This is a genomic window from Paraburkholderia sp. UCT2 (assembly GCF_014397665.1).
GTDB classification, from domain to species: domain Bacteria; phylum Pseudomonadota; class Gammaproteobacteria; order Burkholderiales; family Burkholderiaceae; genus Paraburkholderia; species Paraburkholderia tuberum.
In genome coordinates this window covers 1-20,550 of sequence record NZ_VZQO01000048.1, presented here as the reverse complement: position 1 = coordinate 20,550, position 20,550 = coordinate 1, and the positions used below count along the sequence as shown (strand labels likewise).

Here is a 20,550-nt window from a genome sequence, read left to right as displayed (position 1 = left end):
TATCGCGGTCGTGGCAAACTCTCTACAATGAATCTCAACTTGCCATGAAAGCCAGCCTCCAACTCCGCCTATCGCAGCATCTTGCGCTCACGCCGCAACTGCAACAGTCCATCCGGCTGCTTCAGTTGTCGACGCTCGAACTGCAGCAGGAAGTCGCCATGGCGATCTCGCAGAATCCGCTCCTCGAAAACGAAGACGAGTGGATCGCGAGCCCGTTGCGGGTGGCAGCCGACGGTACCGTGATCGCCCAGACACCGGGCTCTTCGGCGCCGGCCGATCCGATGGCCGGCAACGGTTCGGCATCGTCCGAGGGCAACGGCGAGCGAGCCGAAAGCGGCGAGCCGCAGGGTGTCGACGAATACAATGGCCTTTCGGGCGACGGCGGCGGCGATACCTCGCAGTGGAACCTGGACGACTACGGCCGCTCCGGCAACGCGTCGGACGACGACGACCTGCCTCCGCTGCAAATCCACGAATCGAGCACGTCGCTGCGCGACCACCTGATGGCGCAACTGCGCGTCACCCAGGCGAGCCAGCGCGACCGCGCGCTCATCACGTTCCTGATCGAATCGCTGGACGACGACGGCTATCTCGCCGCCACGCTCGAAGAAGTGCTGGCCGACCTGCCCGAAGAACTCGAAGTCGACGTCGACGAACTGAACGCCGCGCTGGCGCTGCTGCATAGCTTCGACCCATCGGGTGTCGGCGCGCGCTCCGCGTCCGAATGTCTGAAGCTGCAGTTGCTGCGGCTCGAGCCATCGCCCACGCGCACGCTTGCGCTAGACATTGTCAGCCATTACCTGGAACTGCTCGCCGCGCGCGATTTCACGCGGCTGCGCAAGCACCTTAAGGCCAGCGACGACGATCTGCGCAACGCGCATGTGCTGATCCGCTCGCTCGAACCATTTCCGGGCGCGGCCTACGGCAAGGCCGAAGCGGACTACGTGGTGCCCGACATCATGGTGCGCAAAACGGCACAGGGCTGGCTGGCGGAGCTGAATCCCGAGGTAGTGCCGAAGCTGCGGATTAACCATCTATACGCGAATATTCTGCGCAATAACCGCGGCGATCCGGGCAGTGGTTCGTTGCGCCAGCAACTGCAGGAAGCACGCTGGCTGATCAAAAATATCCAGCAGCGTTTCGAGACGATCCTGCGGGTTGCGCAGGCAATTGTCGAGCGTCAAAAGAGCTTTTTTGTGCACGGCGAAATTGCCATGCGCCCCTTGGTTTTGCGGGAAATAGCTGATACGCTGGGCCTACACGAGTCGACTGTCTCGCGTGTGACAACCGGCAAATACATGCTGACCCCATTCGGGACGCTGGAATTCAAGTACTTTTTCGGCTCACACGTTTCGACGGACACCGGCGGCGCGGCCTCCTCCACGGCCATTCGCGCGCTGATCAAACAACTGATAGGAGCGGAAAACCCGAAATCGCCACTTTCAGACAGTCGCATAGCCGAACTGCTGGCGGAACAGGGCTTCGTGGTCGCACGGCGTACCGTTGCGAAATACCGTGAGGCGCTCAAAATCCCGGCAGTCAACCTGCGCAAGTCTCTGTAGCCCGCCGCGTTTTGCAGCGGGCATTTACCGGCCGCTCCGCACCTGGCGGACAGGCCGGCCGCTGCGACCTGCCAGATGTCCGTCACCGGGGGGCGACACAGGCAAGCCGTCAGATCGACCGGACCTTTGTCATTGTGCGGACCAAGCGGCCATTAGCTTGGAGAAGCACTATGAATCTCAAGATCAGTGGACACCACCTCGAAGTAACGCCTGCGTTGCGCGAATACGTGATCACCAAACTGGACAGGGTGCTAAGACATTTCGATCAGGTCATCGACGGCAGTGTGGTCCTCTCGGTCGACAACCATAAGGAAAAGGACAAGCGTCAAAAGGTGGAAATCAACCTCCATCTGAAGGGTAAGGATATCTTCGTCGAGAGTTGTGACAGCGATTTGTACGCTGCAATCGATCTGATGATCGACAAGCTCGACAGGCAGGTGATACGCCACAAGGATCGCCTGCAAGGCCATCAGCACGAAGCGATCAAGTATCAGCCGGCGCCGCAACTGGACGTGCCGCCGCAATAGGAGAAATTAGAGGAAATTCCTCAATTCCCTTGAACTCGTCGAGCCGCCCGCGACCGGGCGGTTTTTCGTTTCAGCGCCCCGGTTCCCGCTCACCGCCGGTGCGTCTCGCCGAGGCCGACCCCAACCATTCCCGCAGAGGTTTGCGCAGCGCGACACGTGCCGCGGCGCAAGCGCTGAAAAACCTGATATGCATAGATGGCGCGCCGCACCATCGGCCGTCACCCTGTTCTATAATGTTCCAGTTACCATCGGGGTCAAGCCAGCTCTGATGAAGTACGGCCGATCGAAATCTAACGCTTTCGCGATCGACTCTGACCGTCCGTCTTCGCCAGCATCGAACGAATGGAACGTCACTCAACCGCCCCGGTGGGGAGAACTCAGGCCACGTTTTCGCCTGTCAAAATGAATCGTTTAGCCAAATTTCTTCCCCTCGAGAACGTCGTCATCGGACTATCGGTCACCAGCAAGAAACGCGTGTTCGAGCAAGCGGGCCTGATCTTCGAGAACCAGAACGGCATCGCCCGCAGTACCGTCACAGACAATCTTTTTGCGCGAGAACGACTCGGCTCGACCGGGCTCGGCGAAGGCGTCGCGATCCCGCATGGGCGGATCAAGGGCCTCAAGCAGCCGCTCGCCGCATTCGTCAGACTCGCCGAACCGATCCCCTTCGAAGCGCCGGACGGCCAGCCGGTCTCGCTGCTGATCTTCCTGCTCGTCCCCGAACAGGCCACTCAACAGCACCTCGAAATTCTCTCCGAGATCGCGCAATTGCTGTCCGATCGCGACGCCCGCGAGCGGCTGCACACTGAAGAAGAACGCGAATCGTTGCATCGCCTGCTTACTCAGTGGCAACCTTGATGCAACGGCGGCGGTCGTTCATACGCGCCCGCACACGCAGCAAAGACCCGGCAAGCGGCTCACACTGGAGTCACTGACTCATGGATACGTCCAGCATCAACGCCCAAAGCATTTTCGACGACAACGCCGCCATGCTGAAGCTCAGCTGGCTCACGGGGCATGAAGGCTGGGAGCGCGGCTTTTCTTCGGAATCGGTCGCCAATGCCACGTCGAGCGCCGACCTCGTCGGCCACCTGAACCTGATCCACCCCAACCGGATCCAGGTGCTCGGCGACGCTGAAATCGACTACTACAAACGTCAGACCGACGAAGACCGCTCGCGCCACATGGCCGAGTTGATCGCGCTGGAGCCGCCGTTTCTCGTCGTCGCGGGCGGAGTCGCGGCGCCGCCGGAACTGGTGCTGCGCTGCACGCGCTCGTCGACGCCTCTGTTCACGACGCCGACCTCGGCGGCCGCGGTGATCGATAGTCTGCGTCTTTACATGTCGCGCATTCTCGCGCCGCGCGCGACGCTGCACGGCGTGTTTCTCGACATCCTCGGCATGGGCGTGTTGCTGACCGGTGACTCGGGCCTCGGCAAGAGCGAGCTCGGCCTCGAACTGATTAGCCGAGGCCACGGTCTCGTCGCCGACGACGCTGTCGACTTCGTGCGCCTCGGCCCGGACTTCGTCGAAGGACGCTGTCCGCCGCTGCTGCAGAACCTGCTCGAAGTTCGCGGCCTCGGTCTGCTCGACATCAAGACGATCTTCGGCGAAACGGCGGTGCGCCGCAAAATGAAACTGAAGCTGATCGTGCAACTGGTGCGCCGCCCCGACGGCGAATTCCAGCGGCTGCCGCTGGAAAGCCAGACCGTCGACGTGCTCGGCCTACCGATCAGCAAGGTGACGATCCAGGTGGCCGCCGGCCGCAACCTCGCAGTGCTGGTCGAAGCGGCCGTGCGCAATACGATTCTGCAGCTGCGCGGTATCGACACGCTGCGCGATTTCATGGATCGGCAACGTCTCGCCATGCAGGATCCCGATAGCCAGTTTCCCGGCAAGCTGATCTGAAGCCCGCCACAGCGCCATGAAGCGCCCGCAGAAGGCAGGCCGCGGGCACGCGCATGGAGGCCAGATGCTATGATGAAATCTACGCTTTCGACGACTCCATGCGCATAATCCTGATCACCGGTATTTCCGGCTCCGGCAAATCGGTTGCCCTGAACGCGCTCGAAGACGCGGGTTATTACTGCGTCGATAATCTGCCGCCGCGTTTCCTGCAGCAACTCGCCAGCTACCTCGCCGCGGACGGCCAGGATCGTCTCGCGGTCGCGATCGACGCGCGCTCGGGTTCGTCGCTCGACGAAATGCCCGCGATGATCCGCGACCTCAAGCGCTCGCACGACGTGCGCGTGCTGTTCCTGAGCGCGAGCACGCAGTCGCTGATTCAACGCTTTTCCGAAACGCGTCGCCGCCATCCGCTGTCCGGCTCGCCCGCGCACGACGCGGACGTTGGCCTGCTCACGTCGCTCGCCGAAGCGATCGAACGCGAGCGCGAACTGGTCGCGGGACTTGCCGAATTCGGCCATCAGATCGACACGAGCAATCTGCGCGCGAACGTGCTGCGCGCATGGGTCAAGCGCTTCATCGAACAGGAGGACGCGGGGCTCGTGCTGATGTTCGAGTCGTTCGGCTTCAAGCGCGGCGTACCGCTCGACGCGGATTTCGTATTCGACGTACGCACGCTGCCGAACCCATACTACGATCATGAATTGAGGCCGCTCACCGGCCTCGACAAACCGGTCATGGATTTTCTCGATGCGCAGCCGGTCGTCCACGAGATGATCGACGACATCGAGAAGTATCTGTCCAAGTGGCTGCCGCATTTCCGCGACGACAATCGCAGCTACCTGACCGTCGCAATCGGTTGCACGGGCGGCCAGCACCGCTCGGTATTCATCGCGGAGACGCTTGCCGCGCGTCTCGCAACATCGGCGAATGTGATTGTGCGGCACCGCGATGCGCCGGTCGACGTCGGCGAATCATCGAAGCTGGTGGCTTAACCGGCCGCATCGCGCGGCCTTAACCCGAAGCGTTGCGCCATGTCCTCTACGCCTACTGTGTACGCCGATTTGCCGCTGTTTCCGCTGCATACGGTGCTATTTCCCGATGGCTTGCTGCCGCTCAAAATCTTCGAAGCGCGCTACCTCGACATGGCGCGCGACTGTCTGCGCGAAAAAACACCGTTCGGCGTTTGCATGCTGAAAAGCGGCGCCGAAGTCGCGCGCGAGGAAGAACCTTCGGTACCCGAAACGATCGGCTGTCTCGCCGAGATCGACGAGTGCGACGTCGAAGCATTCGGCATGCTGCTGATTCGCGCGCGCGGCACGAAGCGCTTTCGTCTGTTATCGCATCGCGTCGAAGCGAGCGGTCTGCTGGTCGGCATGGCCGAGCCGCTCGCCGATGATCTCCCGCTCGAGGGCAATGAGCTATTGGCCAAATTCGGCGCGTGCGCGGAAGTGCTCGAGCGGATCATCGCAACGATCCGCGAACGCGATCCGGACAGCCTACCGTTCGCCGAGCCGTTCCGGCTCGACGATCCGTCGTGGGTGTCGAACCGTCTCGCCGAGGTGCTGCCAATCGCGTTGCGCGCACGGCAAAAGCTGATGGAATTAACCGATGCCGGCGCGCGCATCGACGTCGTGCATCACTACATGCAACAGCATCAGTTGCTGTGAAATCCTGAAGTCGTGAAGGCTGCCGCGCCGGACCCAAGTCGCCCGCTCAGCACCTCCGATCCATTCCGCTAGAGCAACGAACCATGCAGACTGGCGAGCAGCTTGCGCACCGGCGCCGGCACGCCGAACGAATCCAGATCGCTGAGCGCAACCCATGCGGTGTCCGCATCGTTGAGCGCGGCCACGGCGCCGACACCGCGATCGAACTCCGCAAGCCGCGGTTCGATATCCAGCTTGAAATGCGTGAATACGTGTGAGAACGACGCGAGCGCGGACACTTCGCCGTCGCCGCCGAACGCGCGCGCCCGCTCGGCCAGCGATGCTTCGTCGGCAGCTTCGGGCAGACTCCACAGACCACCCCAGATGCCCGACGGCGGACGCCGCTCGAGCATCACCGCATTGCCGTCGCGCAGCACCAGCATCCAAGTACGGCGTGTCGGCACCGCTTTCTTCGGGCGCGCGGTCGGCAATTCACGTTGACGTCCGGTGACGTTGGCAACGCAGTCCGGCGCGAACGGACAGCGTGTGCAATCGGGTTTGCCGCGCACGCACAATGTCGCGCCGAGATCCATCAAGCCCTGCGTGTACCCGCTGACCTCCGCGTTCGACGCATTCGACGGCAGCAGTGACTCCGCGAGCGTCCACATTGCGTTCTCGACTTTCTTCTCGCCCGGAAAGCCTTCGACGCCGAATACGCGCGCGAGCACGCGCTTCACGTTGCCGTCGAGAATCGTCGCGCGCGCGCCGAACGCGAACGACGCGATCGCCGCGGCCGTCGAGCGGCCAATGCCGGGCAACTCGGCGAGCTCATCGACCGACGCGGGAAACGCGCCGCCATGCTGCTCGACGACGACCTGCGCGCAGCGATGCAGATTGCGCGCGCGCGTGTAGTAGCCGAGGCCGGCCCACAGCGCCATCACGTCATCGGACGGCGCGGCGGCGAGCGCGGCGACATTCGGGAAACGCGCGAGAAATTTCGCGTAGTACGGAATCACCGTCGACACCTGGGTCTGCTGCAGCATGATTTCGGACAGCCAGATGCGATACGGATCGCGCGTGTTCTGCCACGGCAGATCGTGGCGGCCGTGCTGGCGCTGCCACGCGACCAGCCGCGCGGAAAACTCGGGCATCGGCGCAAACGCGGGCGCGGTGTCGGACGCGCTGGAGCGCGCGCCGGTCGTTGGGGTCAGGCGGGAAGGCATCGAGAATCTAGCGCTGGCAAGTGGGACAGAAGTACGTGGAGCGTTGCCCCTGCACGATCTGTTTGATTGGCGTTCCACACACGCGGCATGGCAGGCCCGCGCGATCGTAGACGAAGTAGTCGAACTGAAAATAGCCGCTTTCGCCGTCGCTGCCGACGAAATCGCGCAGCGTGCTGCCGCCCTTGTCGATCGCGGCGGCGAGCGTCACGCGCACGGCATCGGCCAGCAGTTCATAACGCACGAGCGACACGCGGCCCGCCGCGGTGGTCGGCCGGATGCCCGCGCGAAACAGACTCTCCGACGCGTAGATATTGCCCACGCCGACCACGATGTCCCCCGCCAGCAGCGCCTGCTTCACCGACACCTTGCGCCCGCGCGTCAACCGATGCATCAGCGCGCCCGAAAAAGCCGGCGAGAAAGGCTCGACGCCAAGGCTCGCGAGCAGCGGATGTTCGAGGATGTCGCCTGCTTCGCGCGGATGCCATAGCACCGCGCCGAAGCGGCGGGGATCACGATAGCGCAGGATAAAGTCGTCGAAGATCCAGTCGACATGATCGTGCTTCGCCGCGGCAGGCGGATGCGGCACATGACGCAGAACGCGCAACGTGCCCGTCATGCCGAGGTGGACGATGAACCACCCTGCGTCGATTTCGAACAGCAAATACTTGCCGCGTCGCTCGACTTTGCGCACCACGTGGCCGCGCAAGGTTTTCGCAAGGTCGGCCGGAATTGGCCAGCGCAGCGCGGCCGTCCGCACGTCGACGCGCTCAACCTTGCGCCCGGACACATACGGTTCGATCCCCCGTCGGGTAACCTCGACTTCTGGCAACTCTGGCATGGCTGATTGGTCTGCTACTTGCGTGAGTGGTTGTGCGCGTATTGTAGCGAGCGCGTTACAATCGACTGAAACATTGAACGGATTTCCATGAACGTGTCCTTCGTGAAGCTGCTATCAAAGCGCCGCGCGCGCGTGTCCAACGTGCCGCTCGCCGTGTCCGCTCGCCGCATGCTCGGTGCAGCCGCGCTCGGATTGTGGGCGCTGGCCGCCGTGCCCGCGCATGCGCAGGACCAGTCGCCGGATTCCGACGACACGTCGGTCACGATGCCGGACCCGCTGGGTCCGGCAACACCTGAAGACAAAAAGTCGCTGCCCGGCGTGCCGCTGTCGAGCCAGATCGTCTTCCAGGTGTTGGCCGCCGAGATCGCGCTGCAGCGCGACCAGCCGGCACCGGCCTATCAGACCTACCTCGCGCTCGCGCGCGACACTCACGACCCGCGCATGGCGCAACGCGCCACCGAAATAGCGCTGGCGGCGCAGAGCCCGTCGGACGCGCTCGCCGCCGCGCAACTGTGGCAACAGTACGCGCCGAGTTCGGAACGCGCCGCCCAGCTCGACGCGTCGCTGCTCGTGCTGTCTGGCAAGCCCGACGATGCGTCGCCGATCCTGTCGCAAGAACTGGCGAAGGTACCTGAGGAAAATCGCGGCAGCGCGGTCCTCGCGCTGCAACTGCTGTTGTCGCGCGGCCCGAACCGCGTCGGTGGCCTGCACGTGTTGCAGGACCTGCTGAAGAACGACATGAACCGGCCGGAGGCGCAACTGGCCCTCGCGCGTCAGCAGCTGCTGGCCGACGACGCGCCGGGCGCGCACAAGTCGCTCGAGCAGGCGCTCACGATCAAGCCCGACTATCTGCCGGCGGCGTTGATGCTGTCGCAAATGGGTCCGGAGGAGCGCAAGGAAGGCATCGCGTCGCTCGAAAAGTACGTGCAGCAGAATCCGAAATCGCATGACGCACGGCTCGCGCTGGCGCAGATGTATCTTGCCAGCGACCGTCTCGACGACGCGCAGAAGCAGTTCGAGCTCATGCGCAAGGCCAACCCCAACGACTTGACACCGTTGATGGCGCTCGCGCTGATCAAGATCCAGCAGAAGAATCTCCCCGAAGCGCAGACGTATCTGGTGCAGTACGCGCAGCAGGCCGAGAAGACGCCGGGTGTCGATGCGGGCCAGGCCTACATCTACCTCGCGCAGCTAGCGCTCGAACAGAAGAATGAGGCGGCCGCGAGCGACTGGCTGAACAAGATCTCGCCAGCGAGTCAACAATACCTGGCCGCGCAGATTACCCGCGCGCAACTGCTCGCGAAACAGGGCAAGACCGAGGAGGCGCGCCAGTTGCTCTCCAACTTGCAGACCTCCGATCCGCGTGATGTGGCGCTGATCGCGCGCACCGATGCGGCGATCCTGTTCGACGCGAAGCGCTACCCGGAGGCCGAAGCGCGTCTGCAGCAAGCCACGGCGAACTTTCCCGACGACCCCGACCTCACCTACGACTACGCGATGGCCGCCGAGAAAACCGGCCATTACGACATCATGGAAGCGCAGCTGCGCAAGCTGATCCAGACGCAGCCGGACAATCCGCAGGCGTATAACGCGCTCGGCTATTCGCTCGCAGATCGCAACCAGCGCCTGCCAGAGGCGGACAAGCTGGTCGAGAAGGCCTCGGCGCTCGCACCGAACGATGCGTTCATCATGGACAGCGTCGGCTGGGTCAAGTACCGGATGGGTAACACGGCCGATGCGATCAAGCTGCTGCGCAAGGCATACAGCCTCCAGCCGAACGCGGAAATCGGCGCGCACCTCGGCGAAGTGCTGTGGAAGGCCGGCGAGCAGGAACAGGCGCGCGCCGCGTTTCGCGAGGCTCGCAAGCTCGAACCCGACAACGAGACTCTCGTCAAAACGTTGCAACGTCTTCAGGTAAACAATCTTTGATGCGTCTTTCCCGTTTGATTTCTTTTTCCAGGGCGCCGCGCGGCATGGCGGTTGGTTTCGCGGCGGCGGCGGTTGTCGCGCTGGCCGGCTGCGCGTCGGTGAAGCCGCAAGGGCCGTCCACGTCGAACGCCGCCACCGAAGTCACCGCGCAGACGAGCCGCTCGTATCAGGGCCGCTTCGCGATCCAATACAACGATCAGAACGGCCAGCAGCGCAACGCTTACGGCAATTTCTCGTGGCAGGAAACGGGCGACACCGTCACGCTGCAGTTGCGCAATCCGCTTGGCCAGACGCTGGCCATCGTGACTTCATCGCCGGCTTCGGCCACGCTCGAATTGCCGAACCGCCAGCCGCTCACCGCCGATAACGTGTCGACGCTGATGCAGAACGCGCTCGGCTTCACGCTGCCGGTCGAAGGGTTGCGCTACTGGCTGCAACCGTCGCCGGCGCCGACTTCGCGCGCGAAGACCGAGAAGGATCCGGAGCAACCGTCGCGCCTGAAGCAGATCACCCAGGACGGCTGGACGATCGACTATGTGGCCTATGCCGATGCACCAGCCACCGGCGTGAAGCGCCTCAATCTGAGCCGCTCGGAGCCGCCACTCGACATCAAGCTCGTGCTGGATCAGTGAGTCGTTCTTGCTGGGCCTTTTGTCCCAGCATCCGCTCACGTAACCTTGCTACCCGTTTGGCGCCACCGTGGCGCATGTAGCCTTCTCATGATCGAAACAACCAATTCGCTGCGCGACTGTCTCGCGCCAGCGAAACTCAATCTCTTCCTGCACATCACCGGCCGTCGGCCGGATGGTTATCACACGCTGCAGACGGTCTTCCAGTTGCTTGACTGGGGCGACACGCTGCACTTCACGCGACGCGACGACGGTCTCATCACGCGCCGCACCGAAATCGCCGACGTGCCGCCCGAGCATGACCTGACCGTACGCGCCGCGACGTTGCTGAAGGTACATACGGGCTCCCGCGAAGGCGTCGATATCGAAATCGACAAGCGCCTGCCGATGGGCGCGGGCCTCGGCGGCGGCAGTTCCGATGCGGCGACGACGCTGCTCGCGCTCAATCGCCTGTGGAAGCTCGATCTGCCACGTCAGGAGTTGCAGGATCTTGCGTTGAAACTCGGCGCGGACGTGCCTTTCTTCGTATTTGGAAAAAATGCGTTTGCAGAGGGTGTCGGAGAATCATTGGACGTTGTACAATTGCCGCCGCGTCACTTCCTGGTAGTGACGCCAAGGGTGCAGGTTCCGACTGCAGCGATTTTTTCCGAAAAAGCGTTGACAAGAGATACAAAGCCCCTCATAATTACCGACTTTCCCGCAGAACTCAGCTGCAACACTGAGTGGCCAGAAAGCTTCGGCCGGAATGACATGCAGCAAGTTGTCGTAGGAAAGTACGCGGAAGTAGCGCAAGTGTTGCGGTGGTTTGAAAGCATCGCGCCAGCGCGGATGTCCGGATCGGGTGCCAGTGTTTTTGCAGCGTTCCGTAGCAAAGCTGAAGCAGAAGCGGCGCAAGCCAAACTGCCCGGCGAGTGGAACAATGCAGTAGCAGCGGGCTTGGATCAGCATCCACTCTTTGCTTTCGCGTCATAAGTTTTGCATCGTCGAACGAAACTCCACGTTCGGCGGAGCTCAAAGTTAGTGTAGGGGAGTCGCCAAGCTGGTTAAGGCACCGGATTTTGATTCCGGCATGCAAAGGTTCGAATCCTTTCTCCCCTGCCAAAAATTCTCGTAGTTCGCTGTAGTTCGCATTTCTCCCGCCCCCAGCCTGAAGTAGGTGCACGATGAGCAGCCATGACGGCCTGATGGTTTTTACTGGCAACGCAAATCCCGCGCTTGCACAGGAAGTCGTCAAAAACCTCGGTATTCCCCTCGGCAAAGCAATGGTTAGCCGTTTCTCGGACGGTGAAATCCAAGTCGAGATTCAGGAAAACGTGCGCGGCAAGGATGTCTTCGTCCTGCAATCCACGTGCGCGCCGACTAACGACAATCTGATGGAACTGATGATCATGGTCGATGCGCTCAAGCGCGCATCCGCAGGCCGGATCACCGCAGCCATCCCCTACTTCGGTTATGCCCGTCAGGATCGTCGCCCGCGTTCGGCGCGCGTCGCCATCTCGGCTAAGGTCGTGGCGAACATGCTGGAAATCGCCGGCGTCGAGCGGATCATCACGATGGATCTGCACGCCGACCAGATTCAAGGCTTCTTCGACATCCCGGTCGACAACATCTACGCAACGCCCGTGCTGCTCGGGGATCTGCGCAAGCAGAACTACGACAACCTGATGGTAGTTTCGCCGGACGTCGGCGGTGTGGTCCGCGCCCGTGCATTGGCGAAGCAACTCAATTGCGATCTCGCGATCATCGACAAGCGTCGCCCGAAGGCGAACGTCGCCGAAGTGATGAACATCATCGGTGAAGTCGAAGGCCGCACCTGCGTGATCATGGACGACATGGTCGACACGGCTGGCACGCTGTGCAAGGCCGCGCAGGTTCTGAAGGAACGCGGCGCGAAGCAGGTATTCGCGTACGCCACCCACCCGGTTCTGTCGGGCGGCGCGGGTGAGCGTATTGCCGCTTCCGCACTCGACGAACTCGTTGTGACGGACACGATTCCGCTCGGCGAAGAAGCCCGTTCGTGCGCGAAGATCCGTTCGCTGACGAGCGCCGGTTTGCTCGCCGAAACGTTCTCGCGCATCCGCCGCGGCGATTCGGTGATGTCGCTGTTCGCTGAGAGTTAAGCATTTGCGAAGACACCGGGTACCGCTTCATGCGACACGCGGCGTTTTTGCACAATCGGCATGAACGAACGAAGGTTCTTGCCGCTATCCTGGGCCTCAGCCATTACGGCTTCGAGGCCCTGTTTTTACTGCCTGGTCGCGGGCAGTGCATTGGAGATTCAACATGAAAGTAGTCGCTTTCGAGCGTTCCCTGCAAGGTACGGGTGCGAGCCGCCGCCTGCGTAACTCGGGCAAGACCCCGGGTATCGTTTATGGCGCCGGTGCTGACACGCAACTGATCGAACTCGATCACAACGCCCTGTGGCACGCGCTGAAGAAAGAAGTTTTCCACTCGTCGATCCTCGATCTGGAAGTGGCAGGCAAGTCGCAACAAGTTCTGCTGCGCGACGTGCAATACCACCCGTTCCGTCAGCTCGTGCTGCACGTGGACTTCCAGCGCGTCGACGCGACGAAGAAGCTGCATACCAAGGTGCCGCTGCACTTCTTGAACCAGGAAACCAACCCGGCAGTGAAGCTGTCGAGCGCGGTGATTTCGCACATCCTCAACGAAATCGAAATCGAGTGCTTGCCGTCGGCACTGCCGGAGTTCATCGAAGTCGACCTCGCGAAGATCGAAGCAGGTCAATCGGTTCACGCGAAGGACATCCCGTTGCCGGCAGGTGTGGCGCTCGTGGCCCACGTCGACGCGGAAAACCCGGTGGTCGCTGCTGCAACGATCCCGGCTGGCGCAATCGCTGAAGACGCTGCAGCTGCTGAAGGTGGCGAAACGCCGGCTGCTTAAGAGCCTTCCGGTTCGAAGCAAGCAATCCTCTCGATCCGTTTCCTATGAAACGGTCGATGTGACCCGCCGAGGTTCGCCCTGGCGGGTTTTTTTTCGGCTTTTCTAGTCCGGTACGTTTCACTTCCGGACTTGGTGGACTCACGCAATCATGATCAAGCTGATCGTCGGGCTCGGCAATCCGGGCGCCGAATACACCGCGACGCGTCACAACGCCGGCTGCTGGCTGGTCGATCAACTCGCGCGCGAGGCCGGCACCGCGCTGCGCGACGAGCGGCGCTTTCACGGCTTTTACGCGAAAGCGCGGTTGCATGGCGAGGAAGTGCATCTGCTCGAGCCCCAAACCTACATGAACCGCTCTGGTCAATCGGTCGTCGCGCTCGCGCAATTCTTCAAGATTCTTCCCGACGAGATCCTCGTCGCACACGACGAGCTCGACATGCCACCCGGCAGCGTCAAGCTGAAGCTCGGCGGCGGCAGCGGCGGGCATAATGGGCTGAAGGACATCAGCGCGCATCTGTCGTCGCAGCAATACTGGCGGCTGCGGATCGGCATCGGCCATCCGCGCGATCTGATTCCCGAAAGCGCGCGCGCCGGCGCGAAGCCGGACGTCGCGAACTATGTGCTGAAGCCGCCGCGGCGAGAAGAGCAGGAGGTCATCGACGCGTCGATCGAACGCGCGCTCGCGGTGATGCCGCAGATCATCAAGGGCGAGCTCGAACGCGCAATGATGCAACTGCATCGCAACAACAGCTGACGCGCGCCACACTCATCGACACCCGCAATCGGCCCCGCAAGGAGAATCGCTTGAGCCGCTACTGGAGCGACATCATTCACCGTCTGACGCCGTACGTGCCGGGCGAGCAGCCCGCGCTCGCGTATCCGGTGAAGCTGAATACCAACGAGAATCCGTATCCGCCGTCGCCGCGCGTGCTAGACGCGATCCGCCGCGAGCTCGGCGACACGGCCGACGCACTGCGCCGCTATCCCGATCCGAGCGCACGCAAGCTGCGCGAAACGGTCGCCGCGTATCACGGCATCCGCGCCGAGCAGGTGTTCGCGGGCAACGGCTCGGACGAGGTACTCGCGCTAACGTTCCAGGCCTTGCTCAAGCACGACAAGCCGCTGCTGTTTCCCGACATCACTTACAGCTTCTATCCGACCTACGCGAAGTTGTTCGAGGTCGACTACCGGACCATCCCCCTCGACGACAGCTTCGCGATCAACGTCGACGACTACACGGTGCCCAACAGCGGCATCCTGTTTCCGAATCCGAACGCGCCGACCGGCCGGCCGCTGCCGCTCGCGGTAATCGAACGCCTCGTCGCGAGCCATCCTGATTCGGTCGTGGTGATTGACGAAGCGTATGTCGACTTCGGCGCCGAGTCGGCGATTGCGCTGATCGCGCGCTATCCGAATCTGCTCGTCGTACAGACCGTGTCGAAGTCGCGTTCGCTCGCCGGCATGCGCGTCGGCTTTGCGTTCGGCGATCCTGCGTTGATCGATGCGCTCAATCGCGTGAAGGACAGCTTCAATTCGTACCCGCTCGATCGCCTCGCGCAAGTCGCGGCCACCGCCGCCTACGAAGACGACGCGTGGTTTCGCGAATGCTGCGCGAAGGTGATCGCGAGCCGCGAACGGCTTGCGGCGGAATTGACCGCGCTCGGCTTCGAGGTGGTGCCATCGGCGGCGAATCTGCTGTTCGCGCGGCATGAGGGGTACGACGCGGCGACGCTCGCGTCGCGGCTGCGGCAAAAGGAAATTTTCGTGCGGCATTTCAACGCGCCGCGCATCGACCAGCATTTGCGGATCTCGGTCGGCACCGACGCCGAATGCGACATACTGCTCGACGCTTTGCGCGGCATTTTTAGCGCTTACGTCGGATAACGGAAACGCCGCCCCAAAAGAAAACGGCGAAGGCCCGCAGGCCTTCGCCGTTTTCTTTTGCGCGTCTCCCGCGAACGTCAGGTGCCCTTGGCGGCCTGCAACGCGTGATATTTCGCCATCAAACCTTCGGGCGTTTCCAAGTGGTTCGGGTCACGCGGAATGCACTCGACCGGACACACCTGAATGCATTGCGGCTCGTCGAAATGACCGACGCACTCGGTGCACTTCTTCGGGTCGATCACATAGATTTCTGGGCCCATCGAAATCGCGTCGTTCGGGCACTCGGGCTCGCAGACGTCGCAATTGATGCACTCGTCGGTAATCATCAGGGCCATTCTGCCACCCACTTTCCTAGAAAAAACAATACATTATAGCTTTTTCGCCTGCCGCACGGTCGTGCAAAAATGGCCGACTCCCACGTTTTTGAGTTGCGGCTGAGTTGCACAGGTGTTGCAGATTTTGCAGCGCGCAAAGTCCAAGTAGCGCGTCAAGCCATGAGCAGCAAGACGTTTCAGCACAATTGCGACGTCAGCGAGCCCGAGTGCCCGAACGACGCCATTTCGATGGGCCCGGAAATCTACGTGACATCCCCGGGCACCTGCGCGAAATTGCCAAACGTCTGCAGATATCATTTCAGCATATCTACGCGAGCGAATTGACCGACAAGAGCAGCATCGACCAGATCCAATCCAAGTGCGGACACTTGAGAAAGTACTTTGCACACGCTAGTGCAGGCCATATAAGAGGAATCGCCCTAAACGATGGTGCTGACGACTTCTTCGCGAGTCAAGGATTGGCTTGGTCACGACCTAACTGCGAATAGCTGCCCCTCCTTCGCTTTGCCCGGCCGACCAAATTGCGACGAACCACAATGCAAATTCGAGCTTGGGTTGATTCCATTGCCGTAGGATACAATGGAATTAAGTGAATCCAGAAAAACGCAAGCGGATAAGAGGAAAAAGAATCGATGCCCAAGGTTAAGGTCGAGACGTTCATAGAGGACTTCACTCGTGAACTAGAGCAGAACAACGTGGCTATCTTTGCTGGAGCGGGCCTGTCGGTACCAACTGGTGTCGTCGACTGGAAGGGGCTTCTCAAGCCTTTGGCCAAAGAGCTTGATCTGGATATCGACCGAGAACATGATCTAGTTCGTGTGGCGCAATATCACGTGAACCATCACGGTCGCAGCAAGAGTGATCTGACAGAGGCAATCCTTAACGGTTTCGCGCGACGCGGCACTGCTATTACCGAGAACCATAAAATTCTCGCTCGCCTGCCCATTCAGACCTACTGGACAACGAACTACGATGCATGTATCGAGGACGCGCTAAAGCAGAGCGGGAAAGTCCCGGACGTCAAACACACGATACAGCAGATGCTGACGACTTTGCACGGACGTGACGCAGTCGTTTACAAGATGCACGGCGACTATCTTGACGCGAGCAACGCCGTTTTGTGCAAAGAGGACTACGAGACGTTTCACCTAAAACGGGGCGAGTTCCTTACAGCGCTGGCAGGTGATTTGCTGTCCAAGATGTTCCTATTCATAGGATTCAGCTTTTCCGACCCCAACCTAGACTACGTGCTGGGACGGCTCCATAGCCGTTACGGCGAGCATCAGCGAAAACATTACTGTCTTGTCAAATCAGAAATAGCAAATGCTGATGATCAGCCCGGAGAATTCGAATATCGGAAAGCCAAGCAAGACCTCTTCATCCGTGACCTAGAGCGCTATAACATCCGGGCGGTAATGGTCGATAGCTACGATCAAATTACTGAAATTTTGAGAGCGGTTGAGAGTCGCCACAAAAGTAAGACGGTCTTCGTGTCTGGCGCCGCCCATGAATATGGGACCCGTTGGCCGGCACAGGAGGCCACGAATTTCGTGCACTCTTTAGGCATGGGGTTGATTGCCAAGGATTATAAAATTGTGACGGGTCTCGGCCTCGGTATCGGTAGCACGGTCGTCGACGGCGCTCTCACCCAGATTTATCATGTCCAGAGAAGAAACCTGACTGATCAGTTGGTCATTCGGCCATTTCCGCAGTCGCCTCAAGGACAGCAGACTTGGCACGTGTATCGACAAGATATGCTCGATTTCGCGGGCATCGCTATTTACATGTTTGGCAACAAACTCGCCGGCAATCCACCCGCTTTACAACGCTCCAATGGGATGGTTGACGAATTTGATATTGCTCATGCGAAGGGCATCAAGGTCTTGCCGCTGGGTTTCACAGAATTTGTGGCAAGAGATCTTTATGACCGCGTTAAAGCCAACTTCACCCAATTCTATCCAAGCGCAACTGCTAAGTTTCAGTCGATGTTCAACTTGCTAGGCGACTCAAGCCGGTCGTTGCAGGATCAGCTGACTACGACCTTCGAGGCACTCGCCGAACTGCAAAAAATATAATCCTGGTTGCACTACACAGCTCTACAACGCGGCATCAAAAGAGGATGACCAATGACTAGAAGAACGTTTTTTTCTTTCCACTATACCCCCGATGTTTGGCGAGTTTGGAATGTGCGGAACTGTTGGGTAGTGCGGCCCGCCGAACAGATTGCGGACGGTTTTTTTGATAGCAGCGTCTTCGAGGCGTCGAAAAAGGAAAGCGAAGATAATCTCAAGGCATTTTTGAGAGACGGGTTGAAGAACACGTCTGTCACATGCGTACTGGCTGGCGCCAATACGTCTGAGCGGCGCTGGGTACGATATGAAATTGTTCGAAGCGTGTTGAAAGGGAATGGACTGCTAACCGTGGATATTCACGGGGTTGGAGACAGGCTCGGCAAGACCGGCACCAAAGGCCTAGATCCGCTCGCAAGCATTGGCCTATATAAGACAAACGACAAGATTTACTTCGCTGAAAAAAACGGTGACAAATGGGAGAAGTACGGCGACTACAGCTCTCCCATCTCCGCCGGAGATCTGTGGTTTGACGCTCCGACAAGCAACACGGTTGTGCCTCTTTCAAAGCATTGCCGTCGCTATGACTTTGTAGCCAACGACGGACGAGCGAAAATATCGGAATGGATTGAGGCCGCCGCGAAGCTAGCTGGCCGATAACCAAATGCGGTTGCGGGCAAGCGTCCTCAGGTCTAATTGCGGTGCTGCGGCCGCCTCTTTTTCTCAGCCCTAGTGCTTGACCGCACATTCCGGTTGTGTCAAAGACCAGAAATTCCCGCCAGCCCAAATCTCCACCAACTTGCCAACCGAGACGCACTGCGTCTCGGTACGCTACAGCGCCCCGCACGCCCAGCTAGCAGCAATGACGCTACACCAGACCAGACACGAGTGCGACAAGCACATCACGTGATCCAATCAAAGTACCAGCGCAGAAAGAATCATTTAAGCGCGACAACGCCAGACGCCGGTTGAAACGACAAGTGCGTCCAGTCGCACGTAGTGCTCGCTGGCTTGCCAAATGAGCCGTCAAGCATTTGGCTACCTGATTTCATAGCAGAGCTTGTCCAAGCCTGCCAAAGCGCCATTGCCACGCACGGCGCTTCGAGCGGCCGCACGCGCGCGCAATTGTGCGCAGTCATAGCAAGACTAGGCCCGCTCGTCGCTGATTGCCAACAACTGTCGGTGTGACCGACAATTCACCCAATGCGTGGCAGCAGAATCGTCATGCGCTTCTCCGATATTGCTTCACTCGTCGCTGGAACTTGTCCTTTAGGGCTCGGCCTGACAGCGAATCGCCGAAACCACCGCAATGCTGCCGGTCATCGGGTGCCGTACCCGCAGCCTAGAACCTATTAGATCCGACCTTCTACGCCGATATGGGCACGATGAAAAACAACGAACGAGTTTTCTACACGCGCGACGAGGTCAAGCAGATTACTGACGCCTACCAGCACATCTTCGGGCCGATCGGCGCCGAACTGCGCGACTATTGGGACCTCGACCGGAAGCGCGAGTGGGGCTGTTTGACGACTGATTTTCACAATGCCTCGTTCGAGCAATACCAGGAAGCAAGCAAACACGCCATCGAGATTGAGACCACCGTTTCTGATCCCGTGCAACGAGGCCTCGCGCTGCGAGACATCACCAGAAAAACTGGCGTCGGGCTCAGTCTTGGCGTGTGTCCGTGGACCGATCACGGCCTCTTCCAGACCTACGGGCAGAACACGCATCGACAGCAATTGACCATCATCCTTGGACATGACTGGTATCCCATTGTCCCCCGACGAGCAAAAAAGCCGCACCCCGTCGACGTACCTCTATCGCGCTATGCCGGCTTGCGCGGCCTCACGAAATACATCAACGTCGGTGCAGTGCCGGCGGCGATCATGGACAAGTCCGAGGTGTTGCTGTTCCTGAACTTCAAGCCGGATTTTCGGCCACCCAACGAACCGGTGAAGGGCCCCTTCGAGCCGTACGACCGTTGCACCCAAGGCTTCAACGCGCTTGTCGAGGCAGCAAGCCGCGAATTCAAGGTTCAGGTCATCAGTTGGGGAGCAAACGTCTGGCAACTGCTCAGCAAGCAGGTGCCGGAGATACGCAAGCCTGTTGGTGTTTGCGTTCACGCCCGCACGAACGAAGGGTTCGGCCGTCCGCTCGAACTACGCTGCGGCCAACGCACGGTGCCCTATCTCCCGCTCGCGCACCCCTGCGACAGACGCAATTTCAACGAACATCATGCCGCGCATGCGCACGAAGGTTTCCTTAAGATGGGACTTGGAGGCAGGGGCAGCTGGGCGGGGACTCTTTAGCAGCGTGCGCTGTTCTGCGCTTCGAGAGTGGTTTAGGTCAATACCCCCGCTAAGCCCTCCGCCTTGCAGGTCCGATTGTCGGACCTGTGCATAGCAAGAAATTCGACGTATGGCTTGCCAGAAACGTCACCAGGCGTCCGGCTGCGCGGCTTCACTGCGGACTTGTGCAAAGCTGGGAAGACGCGCCAAAACGCCCTTGCCAAGCGCTCTCACCTCCCACCGAGAGCCTATGCGCTAGTTGCAGCCAGACCACGAACGCGCGTTGCTGATTGCCTGCAACTGTCGGTGTGACCGACAATCTACGGCTTGGCAAAAAGCCGGCATGCGCTTGGCCGCGTGGTCGGTGGTTTCACCGCAGTGCCAACTCCGAAGCCGGAGAGCGCCGCAGCGCCGCCAGCATATCAATCACCGCAATCGCAACAATATCTATGACCCTAGATGTGCTGCACCAACGAAAAATCGGCGAACCGTTCTCGAAACACGCAACGGTCGAGGAAGCCACATCGGTAGTCCTGAAGAGCCTTACATTTTTATTTCACGTCGTATGCCCTTCTGACGAGAACAGCTTCCATGACCAAATCCTCATCCCCGTACTTGGTGCGCTTCAGCAAGCCGATCATCCTGAGCCCCTAAATATCAACCTTCGGACTCACTCTCCCCAGTTTGGATAGCGTCAAGCAGGAAGTCCGGTTTACCGACAAACATCTTGGCCGGTCGGTCGAGATGTTTGTCGCTGTCAGTTGGACATGGTTGTCGCTCCGTTCGGATTGTCAGCGGGTAATTGACGGCGC

19 protein-coding genes and 1 tRNA gene are annotated in these 20,550 nt (G+C 60.3%); 17 read left to right on the top strand and 3 right to left on the bottom strand.

Features of this window, described 5'->3' with window-relative positions:
- Positions 1 to 44 precede the first annotated feature (44 nt).
- The 6 genes from F6X39_RS29335 to F6X39_RS29310 all read left to right on the top strand — a co-directional run bounded on the left by F6X39_RS29335 (position 45) and on the right by F6X39_RS29310 (position 5,663).
- Positions 45 to 1,562 (top strand): RNA polymerase factor sigma-54, encoded by a 1,518-nt coding sequence (locus F6X39_RS29335; RefSeq protein ID WP_187619171.1) that lies wholly within the window; start codon positions 45 to 47, stop codon positions 1,560 to 1,562.
- Between the two features lie 170 nt (positions 1,563 to 1,732).
- On the top strand, positions 1,733 to 2,089 hold the full coding sequence (gene hpf / locus F6X39_RS29330) for a ribosome hibernation-promoting factor, HPF/YfiA family (RefSeq protein ID WP_027199628.1): 357 nt from the start codon (positions 1,733 to 1,735) through the stop codon (positions 2,087 to 2,089).
- A gap of 342 nt (positions 2,090 to 2,431) precedes the next feature.
- On the top strand, positions 2,432 to 2,947 hold the full coding sequence (locus F6X39_RS29325; RefSeq protein ID WP_184026940.1) for a PTS sugar transporter subunit IIA: 516 nt from the start codon (positions 2,432 to 2,434) through the stop codon (positions 2,945 to 2,947).
- Positions 2,948 to 3,027: 80 nt separating this feature from the next.
- Positions 3,028 to 3,996 (top strand): HPr(Ser) kinase/phosphatase, encoded by a 969-nt coding sequence (hprK, locus tag F6X39_RS29320; protein WP_008921706.1) that lies wholly within the window; start codon positions 3,028 to 3,030, stop codon positions 3,994 to 3,996.
- Between the two features lie 98 nt (positions 3,997 to 4,094).
- Positions 4,095 to 4,988 carry an RNase adapter RapZ gene (gene rapZ / locus F6X39_RS29315; protein WP_187619150.1) on the top strand — a complete coding sequence of 298 codons (894 nt, stop codon included), beginning with the start codon at positions 4,095 to 4,097 and terminating at the stop codon, positions 4,986 to 4,988.
- A gap of 39 nt (positions 4,989 to 5,027) precedes the next feature.
- Positions 5,028 to 5,663 (top strand): LON peptidase substrate-binding domain-containing protein, encoded by a 636-nt coding sequence (locus tag F6X39_RS29310; protein WP_013088324.1) that lies wholly within the window; start codon positions 5,028 to 5,030, stop codon positions 5,661 to 5,663.
- A gap of 68 nt (positions 5,664 to 5,731) precedes the next feature.
- Here the strand turns inward: F6X39_RS29310 and mutY are convergent, their stop codons facing one another.
- Positions 5,732 to 6,865 (bottom strand): A/G-specific adenine glycosylase, encoded by a 1,134-nt coding sequence (gene mutY, locus F6X39_RS29305; protein WP_187619149.1) that lies wholly within the window; start codon positions 6,863 to 6,865, stop codon positions 5,732 to 5,734.
- Positions 6,866 to 6,872: 7 nt separating this feature from the next.
- Entirely contained in the window at positions 6,873 to 7,703 is an 831-nt protein-coding gene (mutM, locus tag F6X39_RS29300; protein ID WP_187619148.1) for a bifunctional DNA-formamidopyrimidine glycosylase/DNA-(apurinic or apyrimidinic site) lyase, read from the bottom strand.
- 87 nt (positions 7,704 to 7,790) lie between these two features.
- Here mutM and F6X39_RS29295 point away from each other — a divergent pair, with 87 nt between their 5' ends.
- From F6X39_RS29295 to hisC, 8 genes are all read left to right on the top strand, one after another.
- Positions 7,791 to 9,632, top strand: coding sequence for a tetratricopeptide repeat protein (locus tag F6X39_RS29295; protein WP_187619147.1), 1,842 nt, complete (start codon positions 7,791 to 7,793; stop codon positions 9,630 to 9,632).
- Positions 9,632 to 10,264, top strand: coding sequence for a lipoprotein insertase outer membrane protein LolB (lolB, locus tag F6X39_RS29290; protein ID WP_184062483.1), 633 nt, complete (start codon positions 9,632 to 9,634; stop codon positions 10,262 to 10,264). The genes F6X39_RS29295 and lolB overlap by 1 nt, the downstream gene beginning before the upstream one ends.
- Positions 10,265 to 10,351: 87 nt before the next feature.
- Entirely contained in the window at positions 10,352 to 11,233 is an 882-nt protein-coding gene (gene ispE, locus F6X39_RS29285; RefSeq protein WP_187619146.1) for a 4-(cytidine 5'-diphospho)-2-C-methyl-D-erythritol kinase, read from the top strand.
- A gap of 52 nt (positions 11,234 to 11,285) precedes the next feature.
- Positions 11,286 to 11,362: transfer RNA gene (locus tag F6X39_RS29280), tRNA-Gln, on the top strand.
- A gap of 62 nt (positions 11,363 to 11,424) precedes the next feature.
- Positions 11,425 to 12,381, top strand: coding sequence for a ribose-phosphate pyrophosphokinase (locus tag F6X39_RS29275; RefSeq protein ID WP_008921698.1), 957 nt, complete (start codon positions 11,425 to 11,427; stop codon positions 12,379 to 12,381).
- A 163-nt stretch (positions 12,382 to 12,544) separates the two neighbouring features.
- On the top strand, positions 12,545 to 13,162 hold the full coding sequence (locus tag F6X39_RS29270) for a 50S ribosomal protein L25/general stress protein Ctc (RefSeq protein WP_090802936.1): 618 nt from the start codon (positions 12,545 to 12,547) through the stop codon (positions 13,160 to 13,162).
- A 148-nt stretch (positions 13,163 to 13,310) separates the two neighbouring features.
- A complete protein-coding gene (gene pth, locus F6X39_RS29265) occupies positions 13,311 to 13,916 on the top strand; it encodes an aminoacyl-tRNA hydrolase (protein ID WP_090802935.1) in 606 nt (201 codons plus the stop codon).
- 50 nt (positions 13,917 to 13,966) lie between these two features.
- Complete coding sequence (gene hisC, locus F6X39_RS29260) at positions 13,967 to 15,046, top strand: histidinol-phosphate transaminase (RefSeq protein WP_187619145.1); 1,080 nt, start codon at positions 13,967 to 13,969, stop codon at positions 15,044 to 15,046.
- Positions 15,047 to 15,123: 77 nt separating this feature from the next.
- Here the strand turns inward: hisC and F6X39_RS29255 are convergent, their stop codons facing one another.
- On the bottom strand, positions 15,124 to 15,381 hold the full coding sequence (locus F6X39_RS29255; RefSeq protein WP_090802933.1) for a YfhL family 4Fe-4S dicluster ferredoxin: 258 nt from the start codon (positions 15,379 to 15,381) through the stop codon (positions 15,124 to 15,126).
- A gap of 632 nt (positions 15,382 to 16,013) precedes the next feature.
- On the opposite strand from F6X39_RS29255, the gene F6X39_RS29250 reads away from it, so the two are divergent.
- The 3 genes from F6X39_RS29250 (at position 16,014) to F6X39_RS29240 (ending at position 19,759) form a co-directional block, all read left to right on the top strand.
- Positions 16,014 to 17,456, top strand: a complete 1,443-nt coding sequence (locus F6X39_RS29250) for an SIR2 family protein (protein WP_187619144.1) — start codon at positions 16,014 to 16,016, stop codon at positions 17,454 to 17,456.
- 51 nt (positions 17,457 to 17,507) lie between these two features.
- A complete protein-coding gene (locus F6X39_RS29245; RefSeq protein ID WP_187619143.1) occupies positions 17,508 to 18,110 on the top strand; it encodes a TIR domain-containing protein in 603 nt (200 codons plus the stop codon).
- A gap of 725 nt (positions 18,111 to 18,835) precedes the next feature.
- Entirely contained in the window at positions 18,836 to 19,759 is a 924-nt protein-coding gene (locus F6X39_RS29240) for a hypothetical protein (protein ID WP_187619142.1), read from the top strand.
- The last annotated feature ends 791 nt before the right edge of the window (positions 19,760 to 20,550 follow it).